Here is a 17,046-nt window from a genome sequence, read left to right on the forward strand (position 1 = left end):
GGGGCGGTGCACGCGGGGCGCGGCCTCCCCGAGAACCACCCCGCCAGCTCCGATTACCCCCCCCCCCCCGGCGCCCGGGGGGGGGGGGGCGCCCGGCCCCCCCCCCCCGGGCCCCCCCCGCCCCCCCCCCACGGCGGCGTCGAGGGAGTCCTGGCCGAGCGTGTCCAGGCCGGCCACGGTGATCGCGGCCCGCGCGTAGTCCTCCGTCTGCAGCAGCGGCGGCACCACCTGCGGGTGGTAGGTGCGGATGACGGAGGCCCGCTGCTCCAGGGCGTAGGTGGTGGCCAGCCAGACGGGGACCGAACCGGCGTCCCACCAGGCGGGCTCCCGCTCGCCGCGGGCCAGCGACAGCACGTGCTCGCGGACCGGCAGCGCGGCCACGCCGTACAGGTCGAGCAGGCGCTCCACGGTGGCGGGCGGCGGGGCGGCGCGGCCCGCCTCGACGGCCTCGATCCGGACGGCGCCCCGCCCGAGGGCGGCCTCGGCCCGTTCGGCCGACAGCCCCGCGGCCAGCCGCAGGCCGCGCAGCCGCTCGCCGAGCGCGGTGAGCTGGGGCGCGGCCAGGGCCGGGGCGGGCACGAGGGTCTCCCCGGCGGGTTCGGGGGTGGCCCGCTCGGCAAGGCCCTCGGCCCTGCGGGCCAGCTCGATCACGCCGCGCACCACGTCGCGCGCTCCCTCGGACAGGCCGGCGAGACCTCCCGGCGGCGGGTCGTCGGCGGCGCCCGACTCCAGGCGCTCCTCCCCCACCAGCCAGCCCACGCTGACCTGGAGGCAGGCGGCGAGGGCGCGCAGCACCTGGAGCGTCGGGTTGGTCTGCTTGCCGGTGCGGAGCTGGCTGACGTAGGCCCGGGTGATCGGGATGCCGGCCTCGGTCAGCTCGGCGGCCACCTGGGCGCCGCTGAAGCCGCGCCGCCGCAGCGCCAGGTCCAGTCGCTCGGCGAAGTTCGCCACCCCGCACCTCCTGCCGCGCCCGTCGGGGCCACCAGCGTAGGGGAGGCCGGGCGCGCGTGTGTCGCGCCCGGTCCGGCGGGCGGTCCGCCCGTCGGCTGTCCATACCCTTTGAAAAGTACCAGTTGACACACCTCCGGGCACGACGTCACTATCAGGGCGACACGTGGAAAGTGAGACTTGACAGCCGGACGGTTCTGGAGAGTCGCCGGCGAGGAGGTGGCCGGAGGTGACCGTCGAAACCCAGAACGGTTCCTGGTTCGCCAGGCGGCCCAGGGCCGTGCTGGCGCCGGACCGGGTGATCCAGCGCATCTGCGCCCGCGTGGTTCCCGACACCAAGCGCGTCCACGTCGCCAACCTGCCGCTCGGCGGCGTGGAGGTGTGGGTGGACGGCAACGGCGACCGCTGGGTGCACTACCACCGGATGGCCCGCGAACTGCGGCTGGCCGGCTGGCACACCGAGGTCAGCCCCGAGCGCCTCATGGTGCTCGGCTGGAGCGCCGAGCTGCTGGTCCACCGCGTGCGCGTGCTCGACGCGGCGCTGTCCGGCCGGCTCGCCGACTACGGGCGCACCGCCCGCGCCGCCTTCGCCATCGGCACGCGGCTGCGCCAGGAGAACTGCCCCGACGACCAGATCGCCACCGAGGTCCGCGCCCGGCTGGGCCGCGAACTGCGCTGGCCCGACCGGCTCGCCGAACTGGACGGCCTGGAGCGCACCGCCTCCCTGGAGTCGCTGCGGCTGCGCCTGGCCCAGGTCGCCGGGCTGGAGGCCAAGGTCAGCCGCCGCTGCGCCGAACACCTGACCCTGGCGGCGCAGGTCGTCATGTCCCTGCTCGGCGGGCGGGCGCAGCCCTGCGCCCGAATCCCCGGCCGCTCCACCGGCCTGACCGAGCGCATGGTCGCGGCCAGCGTGCCCAACCGCCCCGAGATCCCCCGCCCCGACCCCGTCACCGTCGCCCGCAGGGACCTCGCGGAGACGCCGCGATGACGCTGTCCCCCGTCGGCGAGCGAGTCGCCGGACCGTTCATGGGGCCCGTGGCGCGGCCACGGACCCAGGTCCGGGGACGCTTCACCGTGCTCCGCCTGATCGCCTGTGGCGTCGTCATAGCGATCATGGCGGACAGCACGGCGACGACGCTCGCCATCCCCGTGCTCGGCGCCGACCCCATCGCCGCCTCCCTGCCGATGACCGAGGTCACCTGGGTGAGCACGGTCAACTTCGCCGCCGTCGCCGCGCTGCTGGCCACCGCCGGCCGCTTCGCCGACCTGCTCGGCAGGCGCACCGTCCTCGCCTTCGGGCTCGCCCTGTACGGGCTCGGCGCCGCGGCCGTCATCGCGACCACGTCGTGGCCGCTGCTGCTCGGCGGCCGGCTGGCGCAGGGCGTCGGCGCGGCGCTGATGTTCCCCGCCTCGCTCGGCCTGCTGCTGGGCGAGCTGCCCGCCAACAAGCGGGCCGGGGCCGTCGCGCTGTGGAGCGCGTCGTCGGGGATCGGCGCGCTCACCCTGCAGGCCGGCGGCGGCCTGCTGGTGGCCGAGTACGGCTGGCGCGGGCTGTTCCTGCCCAGCGCCGGTCTGGCGGCCGCGCTGCTCATGCTCACCCCGATGCTGCCCCGCTCCCGCGACATCGCCCGGCGGGTGCCCGACGTGTTCGGCACGGTGCTGCTCATCGGCGCCATCACGGCGCTCGTGCTCGCGGTCTCCCGCGGCGGCACCTGGGGCTGGACCTCCGGCCGGACGCTGGCCTGCGCGGCCGTCGCCGGACTGCTGCTGGCGGGCGCCGTCGCCACGTCGTGGCGGCACGCCGCCGGCGCGATCGACATGCGGCTGTGGCGGCGCCCCGGCTTCCTGTGGGCGGGCGGCGCGTCCCTGCTGTACGGCGCCGCGTCGTTCGTCGTGCTCACCATGGGGCCGCTGTACCTGCGCACCTCCGGCTTCGACCCGGTCACCATCGGGCTCTGGCTGACACCGATCTCCATCGCGATGATCGTCTCCAGCCCGCTGGCGATGCTCGCCGGGCGGCGCATCGGCCTCAACGGCGTCATCTACGCCGGCGCGCTCGCGCTCGGCGGCGGCTGCGCCCTCATGCTCGCCCACCCCTACCCCACCTGGTGGACCGTGCTGGCCGCGCTGCTGCTCGGCGGCGGGTTCGGCGCCCTGTCCACCGGCACCTTCACGGTCGGCACGATGGCCGCCCACCCCACCCAGTACGCCTCCGCCGTCGGCGCGATCAACACCGCCCGCATGCTCGGCGGCGCGCTCGGCGTGGCCGGGGCCTCGGCGCTGGTCGACCAGCCGGTGCTCGACGGGCCGCTGCCCGGGTTCGCCTCGGTGCTCGTGGGCTGTCTGCTCGTCGCCCTGGTGCTCGGCACCGTGGCGCTGATGCGGGTCGCCGGGCGGCCGCGCCGCAGGGCCGCGCGCATGTCCCGGCGCGAGGTGGAGGCCGAGAACATCATGCTGCGGCGGCTCCTCACCGAGCTCCGCGCCAGTTTCGTCCAGGTGCGCGACGAGGCCGAAGAGGAGCTCGCCCGCTTCGGCACGCGCGACCTGGCCCCACATAGGGCCGTCAAGAACTAGGAGTTGTCATGATCGCCGACGATGTCCGCAGGCCGTACCCGCACCCCTACCAGGTCACCTCGCGCGGCGAGCGGCCCCTGCCGGCTCCCCCGGCCGGCACCCTCCGCGACCGGCTCGCGGCCGCCCCCCAGCTCACCGAGGCGCAGCCCGCCGAGCGCCCGGCGGAGCGGGCGCCCGAGCGGACCGTGCACCGGCTGCACCACATCCGGCTGGTGTCCGACCAGGCGATCAGCGTGATCGACCAGGTGCTCGAGCACGCGTCCTGACAACCCCCCACCGCAGGAGGAGACCATGGTCACCATCAAGGTCGACTGCCCGGACGACGTCGCCGCCGAGCAGCGGCGGGAGTTCGCCGACACCGTGATCGGGGCCGCGGTGGACCTGCTCGGCGCCGAACGCGCCGGCGTGCGGCTCGACGTCCCCGAACGCGACGGCACCCGTGACGGCAGCCGTGACGGCAGCCGTGACGGCGGCGTCGGGCACGACGGCGCCCGGCACCCCGGCACGGGAGACGACGAGGCCCGCGCCCGGCGGGAGGCGGCCTTCTGGGCAGCGGCTTGGTCAGGTTGCTGATGGCCGCCGCCCTCGCCCCCACGCCGGTCCTGCCGGACGACCGCGCCCTGGACGACGACGCCCCGGCCCGGATCCGCGTGACCGGATCGCCGCGGATCGTCACGGTCCGCGTCTCCCGGCCCGCGCCCCGCACGGTGACGCCGAGAACCCCGACGACGACCCTCACGGCGCGCCGGCAGGCCCCGGGCCCGCAGGGCGGACCGGGAGTCCAGGCGGTCCCCGCCGGGACCTGGCGGGCGGCGTCGCGGCTGCGGACGGCGGCGTCCGGGGTGCGCACGGTCGTGGTCGCGCTGCGGCGCAGGGCGGACGCCGTCGCCGACGCCGAGCTGGGCCGGCTCGCCTCCCGGGCGCCGGCCCTGGACGAGGCGGCCCGCGACGAGGTGCGGCTGGCGGTCCAGCGGGTGGTGGACGAGTTCCTGGCATCCCCCATCATGCGGCTCACCAGCAACGCCGGCTCCCCGCGCGGCGAGAGCTACGCCGACGCCGTGCGCGCCCTGTTCGCCCTCGACGGGCAGGCCGCCCCGTCCGGCGGACGACGCGCCCGGCCGCAGCACCGGAACGGGAGGACCGCATGAGCCGCGGCAGGGCAGGCGTGATCGTGCCGCCGGCCAACCCGGCCGCCGAGCCGGAGCTGGCCCGGCTGCTCGGCTCCCGCGCCGACATGCACGTCACCCGCTTCCCGGTGCGGCCCGGCCTGACGCTGGCCGAGCGGCTGGAGACCTACAACGAGGCCCTGCCCGCGATGATCTGCTCCTTCGGCGGCCTGCGCCTGGACGCGATCGTCTCGGCATGCAGCGGCTCGCGCTACCTGCTCGGCCCCGACGAGGACCGCCTCGCCTGCGACGAGCTGAGCAGACGGTTCGGCGTGCCGTTCGCCACGGCGACGCTGGCCACCCTGGAGGCCATCGAGCACCTGGGAGCCGAGGAGATCGTCCTCGTCTCGCCGTACGAGCCGTGGCTGACGGAGCTGGCCGAGCGGTTCTGGAAGGCGGCGGGCGTGCACGTCGGGCGGGTCGTCGAGGTGCGGGCCCGCGGCCGGTTCGCCCCCTACAAGGTCACCCAGGCCGAGCTGGTCGAGCAGGTCGAGCAGGCGGGCCTGCCGGACGACGCCGTGGTGCTGATCAGCGGCACCGGCATGCTGACGCTGCCCGCGCTCGTCTCGATCGGCGCCGGCAACGACCGGGTGCTGCTCACCTCGAACCTGTGCAGCGCGTGGTGGGCGCTGTCCCGGGTGACGGGCATGCCGATCGGGCTGGGCCGGGTGCCGAACCGGCCGGCGGCGCAGGGGCAGCGGACATGAAGGGCGTCATCGTGGTCGGCGCCGGGCCCGTCGGGCTGACGGCGGCGCTCACGCTGGCCAGGGCCGGCGTGCCGGTCACCGTGTTCGAGCGGGAGGAGGGGCTCGGCTCGCAGTCGCGCGCCTCCACCTTCCACCCGGCCACGCTCGACCTGCTCGACGACCTGGGCGTCGCCGGGCCGCTCACCGCCCGCGGCCGGGTGGTGGACCGCGTCCAGTGGCGGGACCGGGCCGGGCTCGTGCTGGCCGAGATGGGGATGGACAGTCTCGACGGGCTGACCCGGCACCCGTTCCGGCTGCACGCCGAGCAGTCGGCGCTCACCCCGCTGCTGCTGGCGGCGCTGAAGTCCTTCCCCGAGGCCGACGTGCGGTTCGGCACGCGGGTGGACGGCCTGGCCGAGGGCGGCACCGGGGTGCGCGTCCGGATGGGCCGAAGCTGGGCCAGGGCCAGGTACGTGGTCGCCGCCGACGGCGCGCACAGCACCGTGCGCAGCTCGCTCGGCCTGCCGTTCCACCGCGTCGCCTACCCGACGCAGGCGCTGCGGGTCTTCACCGACTCACCGCTGGACGAGCTGCTGCCGCGGCTCGCGCCGCTCACGTACGTGCGCGACGTCGGCCAGTCGTGCAGCCTGCTCGCCCTGCCCGACCACTGGCGCATCATCGTGCGCATCCCCTGCGACGCCCGCAACCCGCTGGCCACCTCCAGCGTCGCCGCCCTCGTCCGGCGGGCGCTGCCCGGTGTCAGCCGCCCGGTCCGCGTGGTCGGCGCCGACCGGTACGGCCTGGCCCGCGGCGTGCTGCCGTCCTACCGGTGCGGCCGGGTGCTGTTCGCCGGCGACGCCGCGCACCTGACCTCCACCGCCGGCGGGCTGAACATGAACGCCGGCATCCACGACGCCGTCGAGCTGGGCCGGGCCCTCGCCCGGGTGCTGGCCGGCGAGGCCGGGCCGGGCGCGCTCGACACCTGGGCGGCGCGGCGGCGGGCCGTCCTGCTCGACCAGGTCATCCCCCGCAGCGAGGCGCGCGTGGCGGGCGTGCAGGACCGCGACACCTCCCGGCTGGCCGCGGCGATGGCGGGCCTGCGGGCCATCGCGGGCGACCCCGGTGCCACCCGCGTCTACCTGGCGCAGGCGTCCATGCTCGACACCCTCCCCCAAGCGGTAAGGAATCGCTGACATGCGGATCTGGTTCCAGAAGCACACCGTCGAGGGCCGTTCGGCACTTCTGGACAAGATGTACGCCGAGCACCTGGCCATGGTCACCGGTCCCGGCACGACCGTGGAGGTCCACACCCTGCCGCCCGAGACGTACGGCACCGCCCTGCCCGAGCACCTGGTCGGCTACGGCGAGATCGGGCTGCTGTTCGGCCACTACTTCGCACGGACGGCCGTACAGGCCGAGCGAGACGGCTGCGCCGCCTGGATCAGCGGCGCCGGCCAGGACCCCGGCCTGGCGGCGGCCCGCGCCCGCGTGTCGATCCCCGTCGTCGGGTACGGCGACGCCGTCTGGCAGGCCGCCCGGATGGAGCGGCACCGCCTGGGCGTGCTCGGCTTCATCGGCCACCTCAGGGAGCCGATCACCGACAACATCCGCGCCGCCGGTGCCGACCTGGCCTCCTACCAGGTCGTCGAGGACGGCCGGGCAGTCGTCGAGCGGGCGCTGGACGGCGACTTCGAGCCGTTCCTCGACGCCTACACGCGGGCCGCGTCGCGCGCCGCCGAGGCGGGGGCGCAGTGGCTGGTGCCCGCCGAGGGCATCCCGAACGTCATCCTCGTCCACCTGCGCGTCCACGATCTGCACGGCCTGCCGGTGATCGACCCCGGCGGGCTGGCGATCAAGACGGCCGAGCACCTGTGCGAGCTGCGCGCCCTGCGCATCACGGCGCGCAGCACGGCCGGTTACTGGCTGCGGCGTCCCCCCGCCGCCGCCGTCGAACACGCCGAGCGCGTCCTGCTCGGCAAGGTCATCGGAGGCTAGCCGTGAGTTATCCCGCAGAACGTCCCCGCCGCCTGCGGCGCACCTCCGCCCTGCGCGGCCTGGTCGCTGAGACCCGCCTGCACCCCGCCGACCTGATCCAGCCGCTGTTCGTCCGCGAGGGCATCGACGAGCCGCGCCCGATCGCCTGCATGCCCGGCCAGGTCCAGCACACGCGCGACAGCGTGCGCAAGGCCGCCGCCGCGGCCGTGCGGGCCGGCGTCGGCGGGCTGCTGCTCTTCGGCATCCCGGAGGCCAAGGACGCCGACGGGCGTGGCGCGTGGGACCCCGACGGCATCACCCAGCTCGCCATCGCCGACGTCGCCGCCGAGGTGGGCGACGCCACCGTGGTGATCGGCGACATCAACCTCGACGAGTACACCCGGCACGGTCACGTCGGCATCCTCGGCCCGGACGGCGACGTCGACAACGACGCGACCCTGCGCGCCTACGCCAGGGTCGCCGAGGCGCAGGCCGCCGCCGGCGCCCACGTGGTCGCGCCGAGCGGGATGATGGACGGCCAGGTCGGCGCCATCCGCAGCGCCCTCGACGCCGCCGGGCACGAGCGGGTGCCGATCCTCGCCTACGCCGCCAAGTACGACTCCGCCTTCTACGGCCCGTTCCGCGACGCGGTCGAGTCACGGCTGGTCGGCACCCGCTCCACCCACCAGCAGGACCCCGCGAACCTGCGCGAGTCGCTGCGCGAGGTGCTGCTCGACGTGGCGGAGGGGGCCGACATGGTGATGGTCAAACCGGCCGGCCTGTACCTGGACGTGGTGCGCCGGGTCGCCGACGCCGTCAACGTGCCGGTGGCGGCGTACCAGGTGTCGGGCGAGTACGCGGCGATCGAGGCGGCGGCGGCGAACGGCTGGCTGACGCGCGAGCGCGCCATCGTCGAGAGCCTCACCGCGATCCGCCGGGCAGGGGCGGGGAGCGTCGTGACGTACTGGGCGACGGAGGTCGCCGAGCAACTGCTCCGCTGATCATCGCGCCCCAGGACGCGCCGGAACCACGGGAGGAGAGGCGACTCGGATGTGGCGCACGCTGTCGGAGGACGCTCGCGAGGCCATCCGCGAGCTGTGCGACGGCTACGGTCCCCATCTCTACGACTACTGCCGGACGGAGCTGTCGTCGAGCGACGCCGAGCTGGCCGTGGCGGGGGCCCTGCTGTCGGCGCACGCCCGAGCCGACCGAGTCGACCAGCGCTCCCTGCTGCGGCCCTGGCTGTACGCGCTGGCCCGCGCGCACCGCAGCTACCTGTCCGCCCCCACCAGCGTCGGCTCCTGGTCGCGGCCCGGCCGGATGTCGGACCTGCTGCCCGAGGCGCTGCGCGCCCTGGACGCGCCGCACCGCGAGCTGCTCGACCTGTCGGTGCGGCACGGGCTGACGCACGGCGAGATCGCGGCGATCTTCGACGTGTCGCCGGACGAGGTGGAGCTGGTCGTGCTGGAGGCGGCCGACGGACTGGAGGAGTGGTTCGCGGCCGTCATCGCCGCCAGGACCCGCCACGGGTGCCCGGCGCTGGAGTCGCGCGTGACGGACTGGACCTCGACCCCGGGCAGGCGGACCCGCGCGCGGATCAGCCGCCACATCGCCCACTGTGACGCCTGCCGGCGTGCACCGCGCACCATGGTGGCGGACACGCTTCTGCGGCAGATGCCCATCTCGCCCGCGCCCGGCACGCTGCACGAGCAGCTCGCATGGGCGCTGCCTCTCCCGGGCGACGACGGGCTGTGGCGGGCGGACGGGTTCCCCGTGCAGGCCCACGGGCTCGCGGAACCCGTTCCCCCGCCGATCTCTCCGGTCCCCGGCCCCACGACGGGGACCTGGGAAAGCTCCGGGCCGGCGGCGGGCGCGGCCGCCGCCGGCCCGGAGCACACACCTGAACCGGCCGCGCCCCGCCTGGCCAGCAGACACGCCCGGCCGGGCCCGCCCGACCAGGGTCCGGCCGCGGGCGAGGGCGCCGGCGCGGTGTCGGGTGACGACCGGTCCGCGGACCGGTCTCCAGAGTGGGCCATCGTCCGCCGCAACCGCGGAGGCGTGCCGTACCGGAACCTTCCAGCGGCGTCCGCCCGTGACCGGAGCAGGAGCGGCCCGGCCGGTCAGGAGCGGCCCCCCTCACGCCGGGCCGAAGGTGGCCCGCCTTGGGAGCACCCGGACGATGGCCCACCATGGACCGGCGGGGCGGGCGGCGCGCCCGTTCCCGCGCCGCGCCGCACGGCGGACTCTCCGCCCCTGGCCGTTCCCGCTCAGCGCCGCACGACGGAGCCCCCGCCCCCGGCCGGCCGCCGGCTCCCCACCATGCTTCCCACGGACCGCCACGTCGCCGGCATCCCGCGCCGGGGCCGCCTGATCCTCAGCGCCCCGATCCCGGGTGACGAACTCGCCGTCGCCCCTCCCCCCGAGCGGGCCGCCCGTCCCGAACCGGCGGCCCCTCCCGAGCGGGCCGCCCCTCCTCCCGAACGGGCCGCCCTTTCCGAACCGGCGGCCCCTCCTGAGCGGGCCGTCACGCCGCCCTCGGCGCTGGTCCCCCGGCCCCGGCCCGGAGGCGTGTCGCCGGCTCCGCGCGAGCGGGACGGCTCCGGCCCGCCCGCCCAGGCCGGGCGGGCCGTGCCGCGGCCGGACGACCGCCCGGCCTGGGCGCTGGGGACGCGTACGGCGGAGCCGCCGCCGGATCTCCCTGCGGCCGGGAGCGTCCCGTTCCCCGCCCCGCGACGGGCCGAGTTCGGCCAGATCGTGGGCCCGAGCGGCGGCGACGAGTTCTGGCGCGACCGCCCCGACGACACGGACCCCGACACCGCCATCACGGTCCGCACCGTGGCCCGGGTCGGCCTGCTGGTCGGGGTCGGGATCCTGGTGGCGGGCCTGGCCTGGTCAGGGCTCAACGCCCGACAGCGCATGCCCGTGGTGAACGAGGTCTCGGCCCCGGGTCCGGCGGCGACCCCCGCCCCGCAGGACCGCCCGTCGCCCGGCCCCGCGGTGGCGGTGCCCCCGCCCGCCGAGACGGCCTCCGAGACGGCCGCCGAGACGGCCTCCGCCACGGACACCCCGGCTCCCTCCCCGACGCCCACCGGCAAGGCCACCGAACGCCCGGCGGTGGCGGGGACCATGAGCCCGGCCACCCGGAAGGGCGCCGAGCCCGGTGCCATGGCCAGGAACGAGACCGGGCAGGACCGCAAGCCCCGGCCCACTCGGCAGGCGCTGCCCCGCCCCCGGCCTCCGGTGGCGTCCCTAGCGTCCGGCACGATCCGGCTCGGCGCACGCCGTACCGGCACGTTCGCGCTGGCCTGCAGGGGCGGGACGTGCCGGATCACGTCGGTGCGCGGCTCGTCCGGCATCGTGGTGTCGGGCCGGGTGTTCCGGGTGAAGGCGCCCGCCGCGCGGCCCGGCTGCGCCGGGCCCGCAGTCAGGCGTACCGGCACGATCCTGGTCCGCTGGACCGGCGTGGCGCGGGGTGACGGCCGGACCACGGCGGGCACCGCCACCGGCGGCGGGACGCTCAGGCTGCGGGTGACGTGGACGATCGCCCGGGACCCGGGCACGTACATGCTCAGCGAGGAGGGCGGCGGCACCTGGACGAACTGCGGCCGGTACTGACGCGCCGGCCCGGGATCCCGCCGGCCGGCCCGGCCGGCGGGATCCCGGCGGTTCTCTAGAAGAAGCTGAACTCCCGTTCCGGCTCCGGCAGCTCGAACCGCGCCGGCCCGCGGAACGTCGTCCGGTCCTTCGGCACGTCCGCGAGCGGGGTGCCCAGCGCGAACGGCACGGACACCTCGCTGGCCGACAGGTCGAGGGTCACGTTCGCGCCCGTGCCCCGCTCGGAGCTGTGGTCGGCGTCGGTGCCCGCGATCACGAGCGCCAGCCGGTGCCCCTTGGCGAAGGTGTAGTCGTGCGGCAGCGTCTGCCACCGGACGGTGCCGTACGTGCCGACGGGCAGCGGCGACGGCCGGCTCAGCGAGGAGCGGTTCTGCACGTCGATCCAGCCGCGGGCGACGATCTCGGCGGGACGCTCGGCGACGTTGGTGACGACCTTCTTGTAGCAGGCGTCGTCGGCCGCGGTGCTCTCGCCGTGGCAGTCCTCCTCGGCCAGCGTGGTGATGCCCTGGCCGCGCCGCCAGTCGAGGCGGGTGGCCGTGCCGAAGTCGACGAGCAGGGCGGTCAGGTTGGCGGTGGGCTTGTCGAGCTTGACCCGCAGGTCGGCCGTGGGCGTGCCGGACAGGCGCAGGCTGAGCGGCAGCGGGCCGGTCGTGAACGCCACGCGGCCCGGTTTGGCCGTGCCGACGTCGGCGATCATGTCCTCTTCCTCCATGGGCACGTCCGCGAACGTCGCGGTCGCGCCCTTGGCGGCCCGCTTGAGCCCGAGAGAGCCGTCGGCGGCGGGGCGCAGCGCCACCTTGGCCGCGAACGGCGCCGGCCAGTCTCGCTGCCGGATCCACTGCGTCGGCCCGACCTGCACGTCGGCACGGGGTTCGGTCATGATGCCGTTGCGGACGCCATGCAGCCAGTGGTCGAACCAGCGGTGCAGGGTGTCCACCCACACGCCCCTGCGGCCCTCGAAGTCGAACGGGTCCACGTGGTGGTACTGGCCGAGCCAGATCTTGCGCGGGACGTTCCGCTTGGCCAGCGCCTGCCACCAGGTGGAGAAGTTGTCGGGCTTGACGTTCAGGTCGTTGCCGGTGTGCACGACGAACACGCTGGCCCGCACCTTCGAGGCGTCGCCGAGCAGGCCGGAGATGTAGTCGCGCTCGGCCCAGAACGGGTTGTGGTCGCCGGTGTCGTCGCCGTCCTCGGCGTCCATCCTGTCGCGGACGGCCTGGCACTTGGCCTCGGGATCGGTGTCGATGTAGTTCGCCAGCCAGGAGGCGTAGTCGTAGTTGTAGATCACGCCGTTGGAGCGCTGGTACTTGTACCAGGAGCTGATCGCCGCGATGGGCACGATCGTCTCCAGGCCCTCGACGCCGGTGGCGGCCACGGCGTTGGCGAGGGTGCCGTCGTACGACTTGCCGATCATCGCGGCCTTGCCGGTGGTCCAGTCGGCGACGGCCGGGCTGCCGTCGGCGCGGAAGGCCCTGGCGCGGCCGTTCAGCCAGTCGATGACGGCCTTGCCGCCGAGCACGTCGGCTTTGCCGCCGATGTCGGGGCAGCCGTCGGACTTGGTGGTGCCGAGCATGTCGACGTTGAGGACGGCGTAGCCGCGCGGCACGAAGTAGTTGTCATAGAAGAGGGGGAATCTCGTGACATTTCCGGCGGCGTCGTACACCTTCCGCTCGCCCTCGTTACCACGTCCGGAATTGTCGTAGTACGGGCTCTCGTCGATGATGACCGGGACCTTGAGCCCGGGACCGGACTCCTTCGGCCTGATGACGTCGACGCGCACCCGGTCCAACCGGCCGTCGGCGTCGCTGTCGACGCTCGACTCGACATACACGTGCTCGCGGACGGCGTCCGCGTAGGAGAAGACGGGCTGGGTGCGGCCGTTCTCGACGGTGACGGCGGGACCCGTCGCCGCCTGTGCCGGAGTCGCGATCGTCAGGGTGAGGGCGACGGCGACGAGGGCGGGGCGTAATTGTGACACGCGTGACCTCCGTGACGAATGGTCGTGAGTACCCCGCGCAATCTCTCAGACGCCCGCCGCCCTGACAAGATCCTGTCCGGCCGCGTACGGAGACGTGTCCGGCCCGGCGCCCGGAGAGAGGAGCCTCCCCGGGCCCGGCGCTCACCCGTGCGAGGACAGCGTCTCCGTCCTCCCGTCCACCGGCCGGTCCTCCTCGGCCCGCCGGCCCGGCAGGCGGCCGGTGAGCCGCAGGGCGGCCAGCGCGAGCAGCGCCCCGCCCGCCGCGGCGAGCACCAGCCCGTAAGCCGGGAAGCCGGTCTCGCGAGGCCGGACGGGCGCGCCCGCCGGGGCCGTGACCGGCGCGCCCGCCGAGGTCGTGACCGGCTCCCCCACCGGTTCGGGGGCGGCGTCGGCCACGCCCGCGCCGGAGACGGACGGCGAGGCGGCACCGGCCACCCCGGCCGGGAAGCCCGGTGGCCGGACGACCCCCCAGGAGCGGTGCCCACCGGACCGGATCGCCTCGACGAGCCCCTTCTCCAGCGGATGGACGGTCAGCCCGCCCGGCACGCGCAGCGTCCCCACCTCGTGCGGCTCGAACCGCCCCTGCACGCCCTGCACCCGCCACTCGCCCGCGGGCACGGCCACGGCGGTGGCGTAGTGGCCGGCCTCGGGCAGCGCCGTTCCGTGGAACTCCAGCACCCGGCCGCCGCTCCCGACGAGCCGCAGCCCGGTCCGCCCGAGGTCGTCGCCCTCGTAGGGATGGGTGCCGTGCTGGAGCACCCAGTAGCCCACCGTGTACGGCGTGCCCGGCGCGAACCGCTCCGGCGCCGGATCGAGATAGGTCACCGCCCAGTTGCCGGCCGCGCCGGCCGGAAGAGGCCCGACGACCCCCAGGTGCAGGGCCAGGGCCAGCAGAACGATCGTGATTCTCTTCATGCGCACCTCCGGTGGAGGTACACCTGCCGGCGGGGGGAGGTTCCCGCCCGGACGGTCAGAGCGCGGTTCCGGCCGGTGGGTAGACGTGCGCGCCGGGGTGGGCGGGCGGCAGGACGCAGCGTCGCCCGGACTCGACGCTGGCGCAACGCTCGGCTTCCTCACGCTGTGGCAACGGGGCCGGCTCGGGCTGCGGCAAGGCGGCGGAATCGATGCTCACATTCGCGTCCATATCGGGCACCGTGAGGACGTTACGGCGGCACCACCGGAGGTTGGTCGCGCGCCGGTCACGATCAGACCACTGAACGATCTCGCAACACCTGTGAAGGCCACGGTCGGCGAGTTTCCCGTCCGGCGACCCGGGCAGGAGGCAGCCGTGCACACCGATGGCGACGACGCGGTGACGGTGACGCCCTGCGAGGACGGGCCGCTGCTCCTGAGGGGGCCGTTCCGGCTCGTGGCCCAGGACGGCACGCCGATCGACCCGGGCAGATCCCCGGTCGCCCTGTGCCGGTGCGGCCTGTCGTCGGCCAAGCCGTTCTGCGACGGCTCGCACCGGGCCGGCGGCTTCCGGGCCACGAGCACCCCCGACCCCGCCCCCTGACTTGGCGTTTCTCTGCCAGGCGGCCGGGTCAGCGCAGGGAGCGGAAGAACGTCCGAACGTCGCCGACGAGCGCCTCCGGCTGCTCCATCGCCGCGAAGTGGCCGCCGCGCCCGAACTCCGTCCAGTGCGTGATCCGGTCCGTCCGCTCGGCCAGCGCGCGCACCGGCGGGGCGATGTCGTACGGGAAGACGGCCACCCCCGTAGGGGTCGGCGACCGCTCCGGCATGCTCCAGGCGCGAGCGAACTCCCAGTAGATCTGGGCCGCCGAGTCGGCGGTGTTCGTCAGCCAGTAGAGCGAGACGTCGGTCAGCATCCGGTCGCGGTCCACGCCGTCCTCGGTCCACTCCTGGAACTTCTCCGCGATCCACGCGAGCTGTCCGGCGGGTGAGTCGGCCAGGCCGAACGCGAGCGTCTGCGGCCGGGTGGTCTGGATCGCCAGGTAGCCGCCCAACTCGCCCCGGAACCTCTCCAGCGCCTCCAGCCGTTTCAGGTCGGCGTCGCCGAGCCCGTCCAGCTCCTCTGGCTGCCCGGAGGGGAAGGTGAGCAGGTAGTTCACGTGCACGCCGATCACGTGCGCGGCGTCGATGAGGCCCAGCTCCCGTGAGACGCCGGAGCCCCAGTCGCCGCCCTGGGCGCCGTAGCGCTCGTACCCGAGGCGTGCCATCAGCTCGGCCCAGGCGCGGGCGATCCGCTTGAGCGTCCAGCCGCCCTCGGCGAGCGGCGCCGAGAACCCGAAGCCGGGCAGCGACGGGATGACCAGGTGGAAGGCGTCGGCCGGGTCGCCGCCGTGCGCCCGCGGGTCCGACAAGGGGCCGATGACGTCGAGGAACTCGACCACCGAGCCGGGCCAGCCGTGGGTGAGCACCAGCGGGGTGGCGTCCGGCTCGGGCGAGCGGACGTGCAGGAAGTGGATGTCCTGACCGTCGATCGTGGTGACGAACTGCGGATGGGCGTTCAACTCGGCCTCGTGGATTCTCCAGTCGTACACGGTGGCCCAGTACTCGATCAGCTCGGCCAGGTGCCCGGCCGGGACGCCGCGCTCCCAGCCGGCGCCGGGAAGCTGGCGCGGCACGCGGGTACGGGCCAGGCGCTCGCGCAGGTCGTCGAGGTCGGCCTGGGGGATGTCGACGGTGAAGGGGCGGATCTCTTCGCTCATGAGGAAACCGTCTCACCCAACGTGGCAAACGACTTGCCGCGATAATGCGGGCATGCTGGAAACCTCGGCCCGGCTGCTCAAGCTGCTGTCCCTGCTCCAGACCCGCCCCTCCTGGACCGGCGCGGAGTTGGCCGCCCGGCTCCAGGTGAGCCCGCGCACGATCCGCTACGACATCGACAAGTTGCGCGGCCTCGGCTATCCCGTACACGCCCTGCCGGGAGTGGCGGGCGGCTACCGGCTGGGGGCGGGCGCCAAGCTGCCGCCGCTGCTGCTCGACGACGAGGAGGCCGTGTCGGTGGCCGTCGCCCTGCGCACGGCCGGCGGGGGCGGCGTCGAGGGCATCCGGGAGAGCGCGCTGCGCGCGCTGGCGAAGCTGGAGCAGGTGCTGCCGTCGCGGTTGCGGCACCGGGTCAACGCCGTGCACGACCACACCGTGTCACTGGCCCGCGAGGGCCCCACGGTGGCGGCGGACACTCTCGCGACCGTCGCGGCGGCCTGCCGCGACCGGCACCGGTTGCGTTTCGGCTACCGCACCCACGACGGCTCCGAGCAGGTCCGCGACGTGGAGCCGTACCGGCTGGTGCACACCGGGCGGCGGTGGTATCTGATCGCCTGGGACGTGGCGCGGCGGGACTGGCGGACCTTCCGGGTGGACCGGCTCACGCCGCGGACCCCGCACGGGCCACGGTTCGTCCCCCGGGCCGAGCCGCCGCCGGAGGTGGTGCCGCGCGGGGTGGACACCGCGCTGTCGCGCTACCGGGCGAGGGTGACGGTGTCCGCGCCCGCGTCGGCGGTGCTGGCCATGGTGCCCGACTCGGTGCTGGTGGAGAGCGTCGACGAGCGTACCTGCGTGGTGCACGCGGGCGGCGACACACCGCTGCGGCTGGCGCTGCACATCCTCATGCTCGACGCCGACTTCTCGGTGGACGGCCCGCCGGAGCTGCTGGAGGTGCTGGCCGTGCTGGCGTCCCGGTGCGCGGTCCCGTCCGGCGCGATCTCCAAGACCGGGCAAAGCGGGACAACCTAGGGTTATCGCTCAGCGCCCGGGGGGTAGCCCCTCTCCAGCAAGGGGGGAATCATGATCAAAATGCTGCACAAGATGGGCATCAGGTCCCATCACGCGTACATGGCCGGAACAGCCTCGATCGGCCTGGCCTTCGCCTCGTGGGTCATGTCGAACACCGCGGAGCGCTCCGGCCTGGACCGGGCGGACCGCTGGGGCATCTTCATCGGCGAGTGGGCGCCCACGTTCTACGCCCTGGGTGTCGCGCTGCGCCTGGAGGAGATGCAGGCGGAGCCCGAGGGGATGCGCGAGATGGAGTCCGGGCGCACGGAGTCGGAGATGTTCGACCGCACGTCGAGCGGGATGACGCAGCGCTCGCACACCGGCGTGTAGCGCACGTGCACGGTTCGCCGCGGGCCCGAGGCGGTCC

The 17,046-nt window shown here is 75.1% G+C and carries 18 protein-coding genes; 13 read left to right on the forward strand and 5 right to left on the reverse strand.

All coding sequences use genetic code 11. The annotated features are described in order from the left end of the window. Window positions 1–951: Scr1 family TA system antitoxin-like transcriptional regulator (locus tag ACGF0J_RS25720; protein WP_393149548.1), on the reverse strand; the 951-nt coding region annotated here is incomplete at its 3' end. Window positions 952–1,177: 226 nt separating this feature from the next. On the opposite strand from ACGF0J_RS25720, the gene ACGF0J_RS25725 reads away from it, so the two are divergent. From ACGF0J_RS25725 to ACGF0J_RS25770, 10 genes are read left to right on the forward strand one after another with little or no spacing between them, the layout of a single operon-like run. Then, on the forward strand, window positions 1,178–1,936 hold the full coding sequence (locus ACGF0J_RS25725; protein WP_393149549.1) for a hypothetical protein: 759 nt from the start codon (window positions 1,178–1,180) through the stop codon (window positions 1,934–1,936). Then, a complete protein-coding gene (locus ACGF0J_RS25730; RefSeq protein WP_393149550.1) occupies window positions 1,933–3,522 on the forward strand; it encodes an MFS transporter in 1,590 nt (529 codons plus the stop codon). Before ACGF0J_RS25725 ends, ACGF0J_RS25730 begins: the two co-directional genes overlap by 4 nt. An 8-nt stretch (window positions 3,523–3,530) precedes the next feature. Continuing rightward, window positions 3,531–3,788 (forward strand): hypothetical protein, encoded by a 258-nt coding sequence (locus ACGF0J_RS25735; protein ID WP_393149551.1) that lies wholly within the window; start codon window positions 3,531–3,533, stop codon window positions 3,786–3,788. Between the two features lie 25 nt (window positions 3,789–3,813). Next, window positions 3,814–4,095 carry a hypothetical protein gene (locus ACGF0J_RS25740; RefSeq protein WP_393149552.1) on the forward strand — a complete coding sequence of 94 codons (282 nt, stop codon included), beginning with the start codon at window positions 3,814–3,816 and terminating at the stop codon, window positions 4,093–4,095. After that, complete coding sequence (locus ACGF0J_RS25745) at window positions 4,080–4,670, forward strand: hypothetical protein (RefSeq protein ID WP_393149553.1); 591 nt, start codon at window positions 4,080–4,082, stop codon at window positions 4,668–4,670. The genes ACGF0J_RS25740 and ACGF0J_RS25745 overlap by 16 nt, the downstream gene beginning before the upstream one ends. Next, window positions 4,667–5,395 carry a hypothetical protein gene (locus ACGF0J_RS25750; protein ID WP_393149554.1) on the forward strand — a complete coding sequence of 243 codons (729 nt, stop codon included), beginning with the start codon at window positions 4,667–4,669 and terminating at the stop codon, window positions 5,393–5,395. Before ACGF0J_RS25745 ends, ACGF0J_RS25750 begins: the two co-directional genes overlap by 4 nt. Further along, window positions 5,392–6,567: an FAD-dependent oxidoreductase gene (locus ACGF0J_RS25755; RefSeq protein ID WP_393149555.1), complete on the forward strand. Its 1,176-nt coding sequence runs from the start codon at window positions 5,392–5,394 to the stop codon at window positions 6,565–6,567. Before ACGF0J_RS25750 ends, ACGF0J_RS25755 begins: the two co-directional genes overlap by 4 nt. A gap of 1 nt (window position 6,568) precedes the next feature. Beyond that, complete coding sequence (locus ACGF0J_RS25760) at window positions 6,569–7,369, forward strand: aspartate/glutamate racemase family protein (RefSeq protein ID WP_393149556.1); 801 nt, start codon at window positions 6,569–6,571, stop codon at window positions 7,367–7,369. Between the two features lie 2 nt (window positions 7,370–7,371). Beyond that, window positions 7,372–8,349: a porphobilinogen synthase gene (hemB, locus tag ACGF0J_RS25765; protein WP_393149557.1), complete on the forward strand. Its 978-nt coding sequence runs from the start codon at window positions 7,372–7,374 to the stop codon at window positions 8,347–8,349. Between the two features lie 49 nt (window positions 8,350–8,398). Continuing rightward, window positions 8,399–10,963 carry a hypothetical protein gene (locus tag ACGF0J_RS25770; protein WP_393149558.1) on the forward strand — a complete coding sequence of 855 codons (2,565 nt, stop codon included), beginning with the start codon at window positions 8,399–8,401 and terminating at the stop codon, window positions 10,961–10,963. A 55-nt stretch (window positions 10,964–11,018) separates the two neighbouring features. Here ACGF0J_RS25770 and ACGF0J_RS25775 read toward each other — a convergent pair whose 3' ends face one another. The 3 genes from ACGF0J_RS25775 to ACGF0J_RS25785 all read right to left on the reverse strand — a co-directional run bounded on the left by ACGF0J_RS25775 (window position 11,019) and on the right by ACGF0J_RS25785 (window position 14,073). Continuing rightward, the gene (locus ACGF0J_RS25775; protein WP_393149559.1) at window positions 11,019–12,941 is read right to left on the reverse strand and encodes a Xaa-Pro dipeptidyl-peptidase; all 1,923 of its coding nucleotides are present in this window, start codon (window positions 12,939–12,941) and stop codon (window positions 11,019–11,021) included. A 141-nt stretch (window positions 12,942–13,082) separates the two neighbouring features. Then, a complete protein-coding gene (locus ACGF0J_RS25780; protein WP_393149560.1) occupies window positions 13,083–13,856 on the reverse strand; it encodes a hypothetical protein in 774 nt (257 codons plus the stop codon). 55 nt (window positions 13,857–13,911) lie between these two features. After that, a complete protein-coding gene (locus ACGF0J_RS25785; RefSeq protein WP_393149561.1) occupies window positions 13,912–14,073 on the reverse strand; it encodes a hypothetical protein in 162 nt (53 codons plus the stop codon). A 156-nt stretch (window positions 14,074–14,229) separates the two neighbouring features. On the opposite strand from ACGF0J_RS25785, the gene ACGF0J_RS25790 reads away from it, so the two are divergent. Next, window positions 14,230–14,457 carry a CDGSH iron-sulfur domain-containing protein gene (locus ACGF0J_RS25790; RefSeq protein ID WP_393149562.1) on the forward strand — a complete coding sequence of 76 codons (228 nt, stop codon included), beginning with the start codon at window positions 14,230–14,232 and terminating at the stop codon, window positions 14,455–14,457. A gap of 28 nt (window positions 14,458–14,485) precedes the next feature. Here the strand turns inward: ACGF0J_RS25790 and ACGF0J_RS25795 are convergent, their stop codons facing one another. Next, entirely contained in the window at window positions 14,486–15,613 is a 1,128-nt protein-coding gene (locus ACGF0J_RS25795) for an epoxide hydrolase family protein (protein ID WP_393149563.1), read from the reverse strand. A 52-nt stretch (window positions 15,614–15,665) separates the two neighbouring features. Here ACGF0J_RS25795 and ACGF0J_RS25800 point away from each other — a divergent pair, with 52 nt between their 5' ends. Both ACGF0J_RS25800 and ACGF0J_RS25805 read left to right on the forward strand, forming a co-directional pair. Then, window positions 15,666–16,640 (forward strand): helix-turn-helix transcriptional regulator, encoded by a 975-nt coding sequence (locus tag ACGF0J_RS25800; RefSeq protein WP_393149564.1) that lies wholly within the window; start codon window positions 15,666–15,668, stop codon window positions 16,638–16,640. Between the two features lie 51 nt (window positions 16,641–16,691). Beyond that, window positions 16,692–17,009: a hypothetical protein gene (locus ACGF0J_RS25805; protein WP_393149565.1), complete on the forward strand. Its 318-nt coding sequence runs from the start codon at window positions 16,692–16,694 to the stop codon at window positions 17,007–17,009. The last annotated feature ends 37 nt before the right edge of the window (window positions 17,010–17,046 follow it).

The organism is Nonomuraea sp. NPDC047897 (assembly GCF_043204415.1).
In the GTDB taxonomy this organism is placed as follows: domain Bacteria; phylum Actinomycetota; class Actinomycetes; order Streptosporangiales; family Streptosporangiaceae; genus Nonomuraea.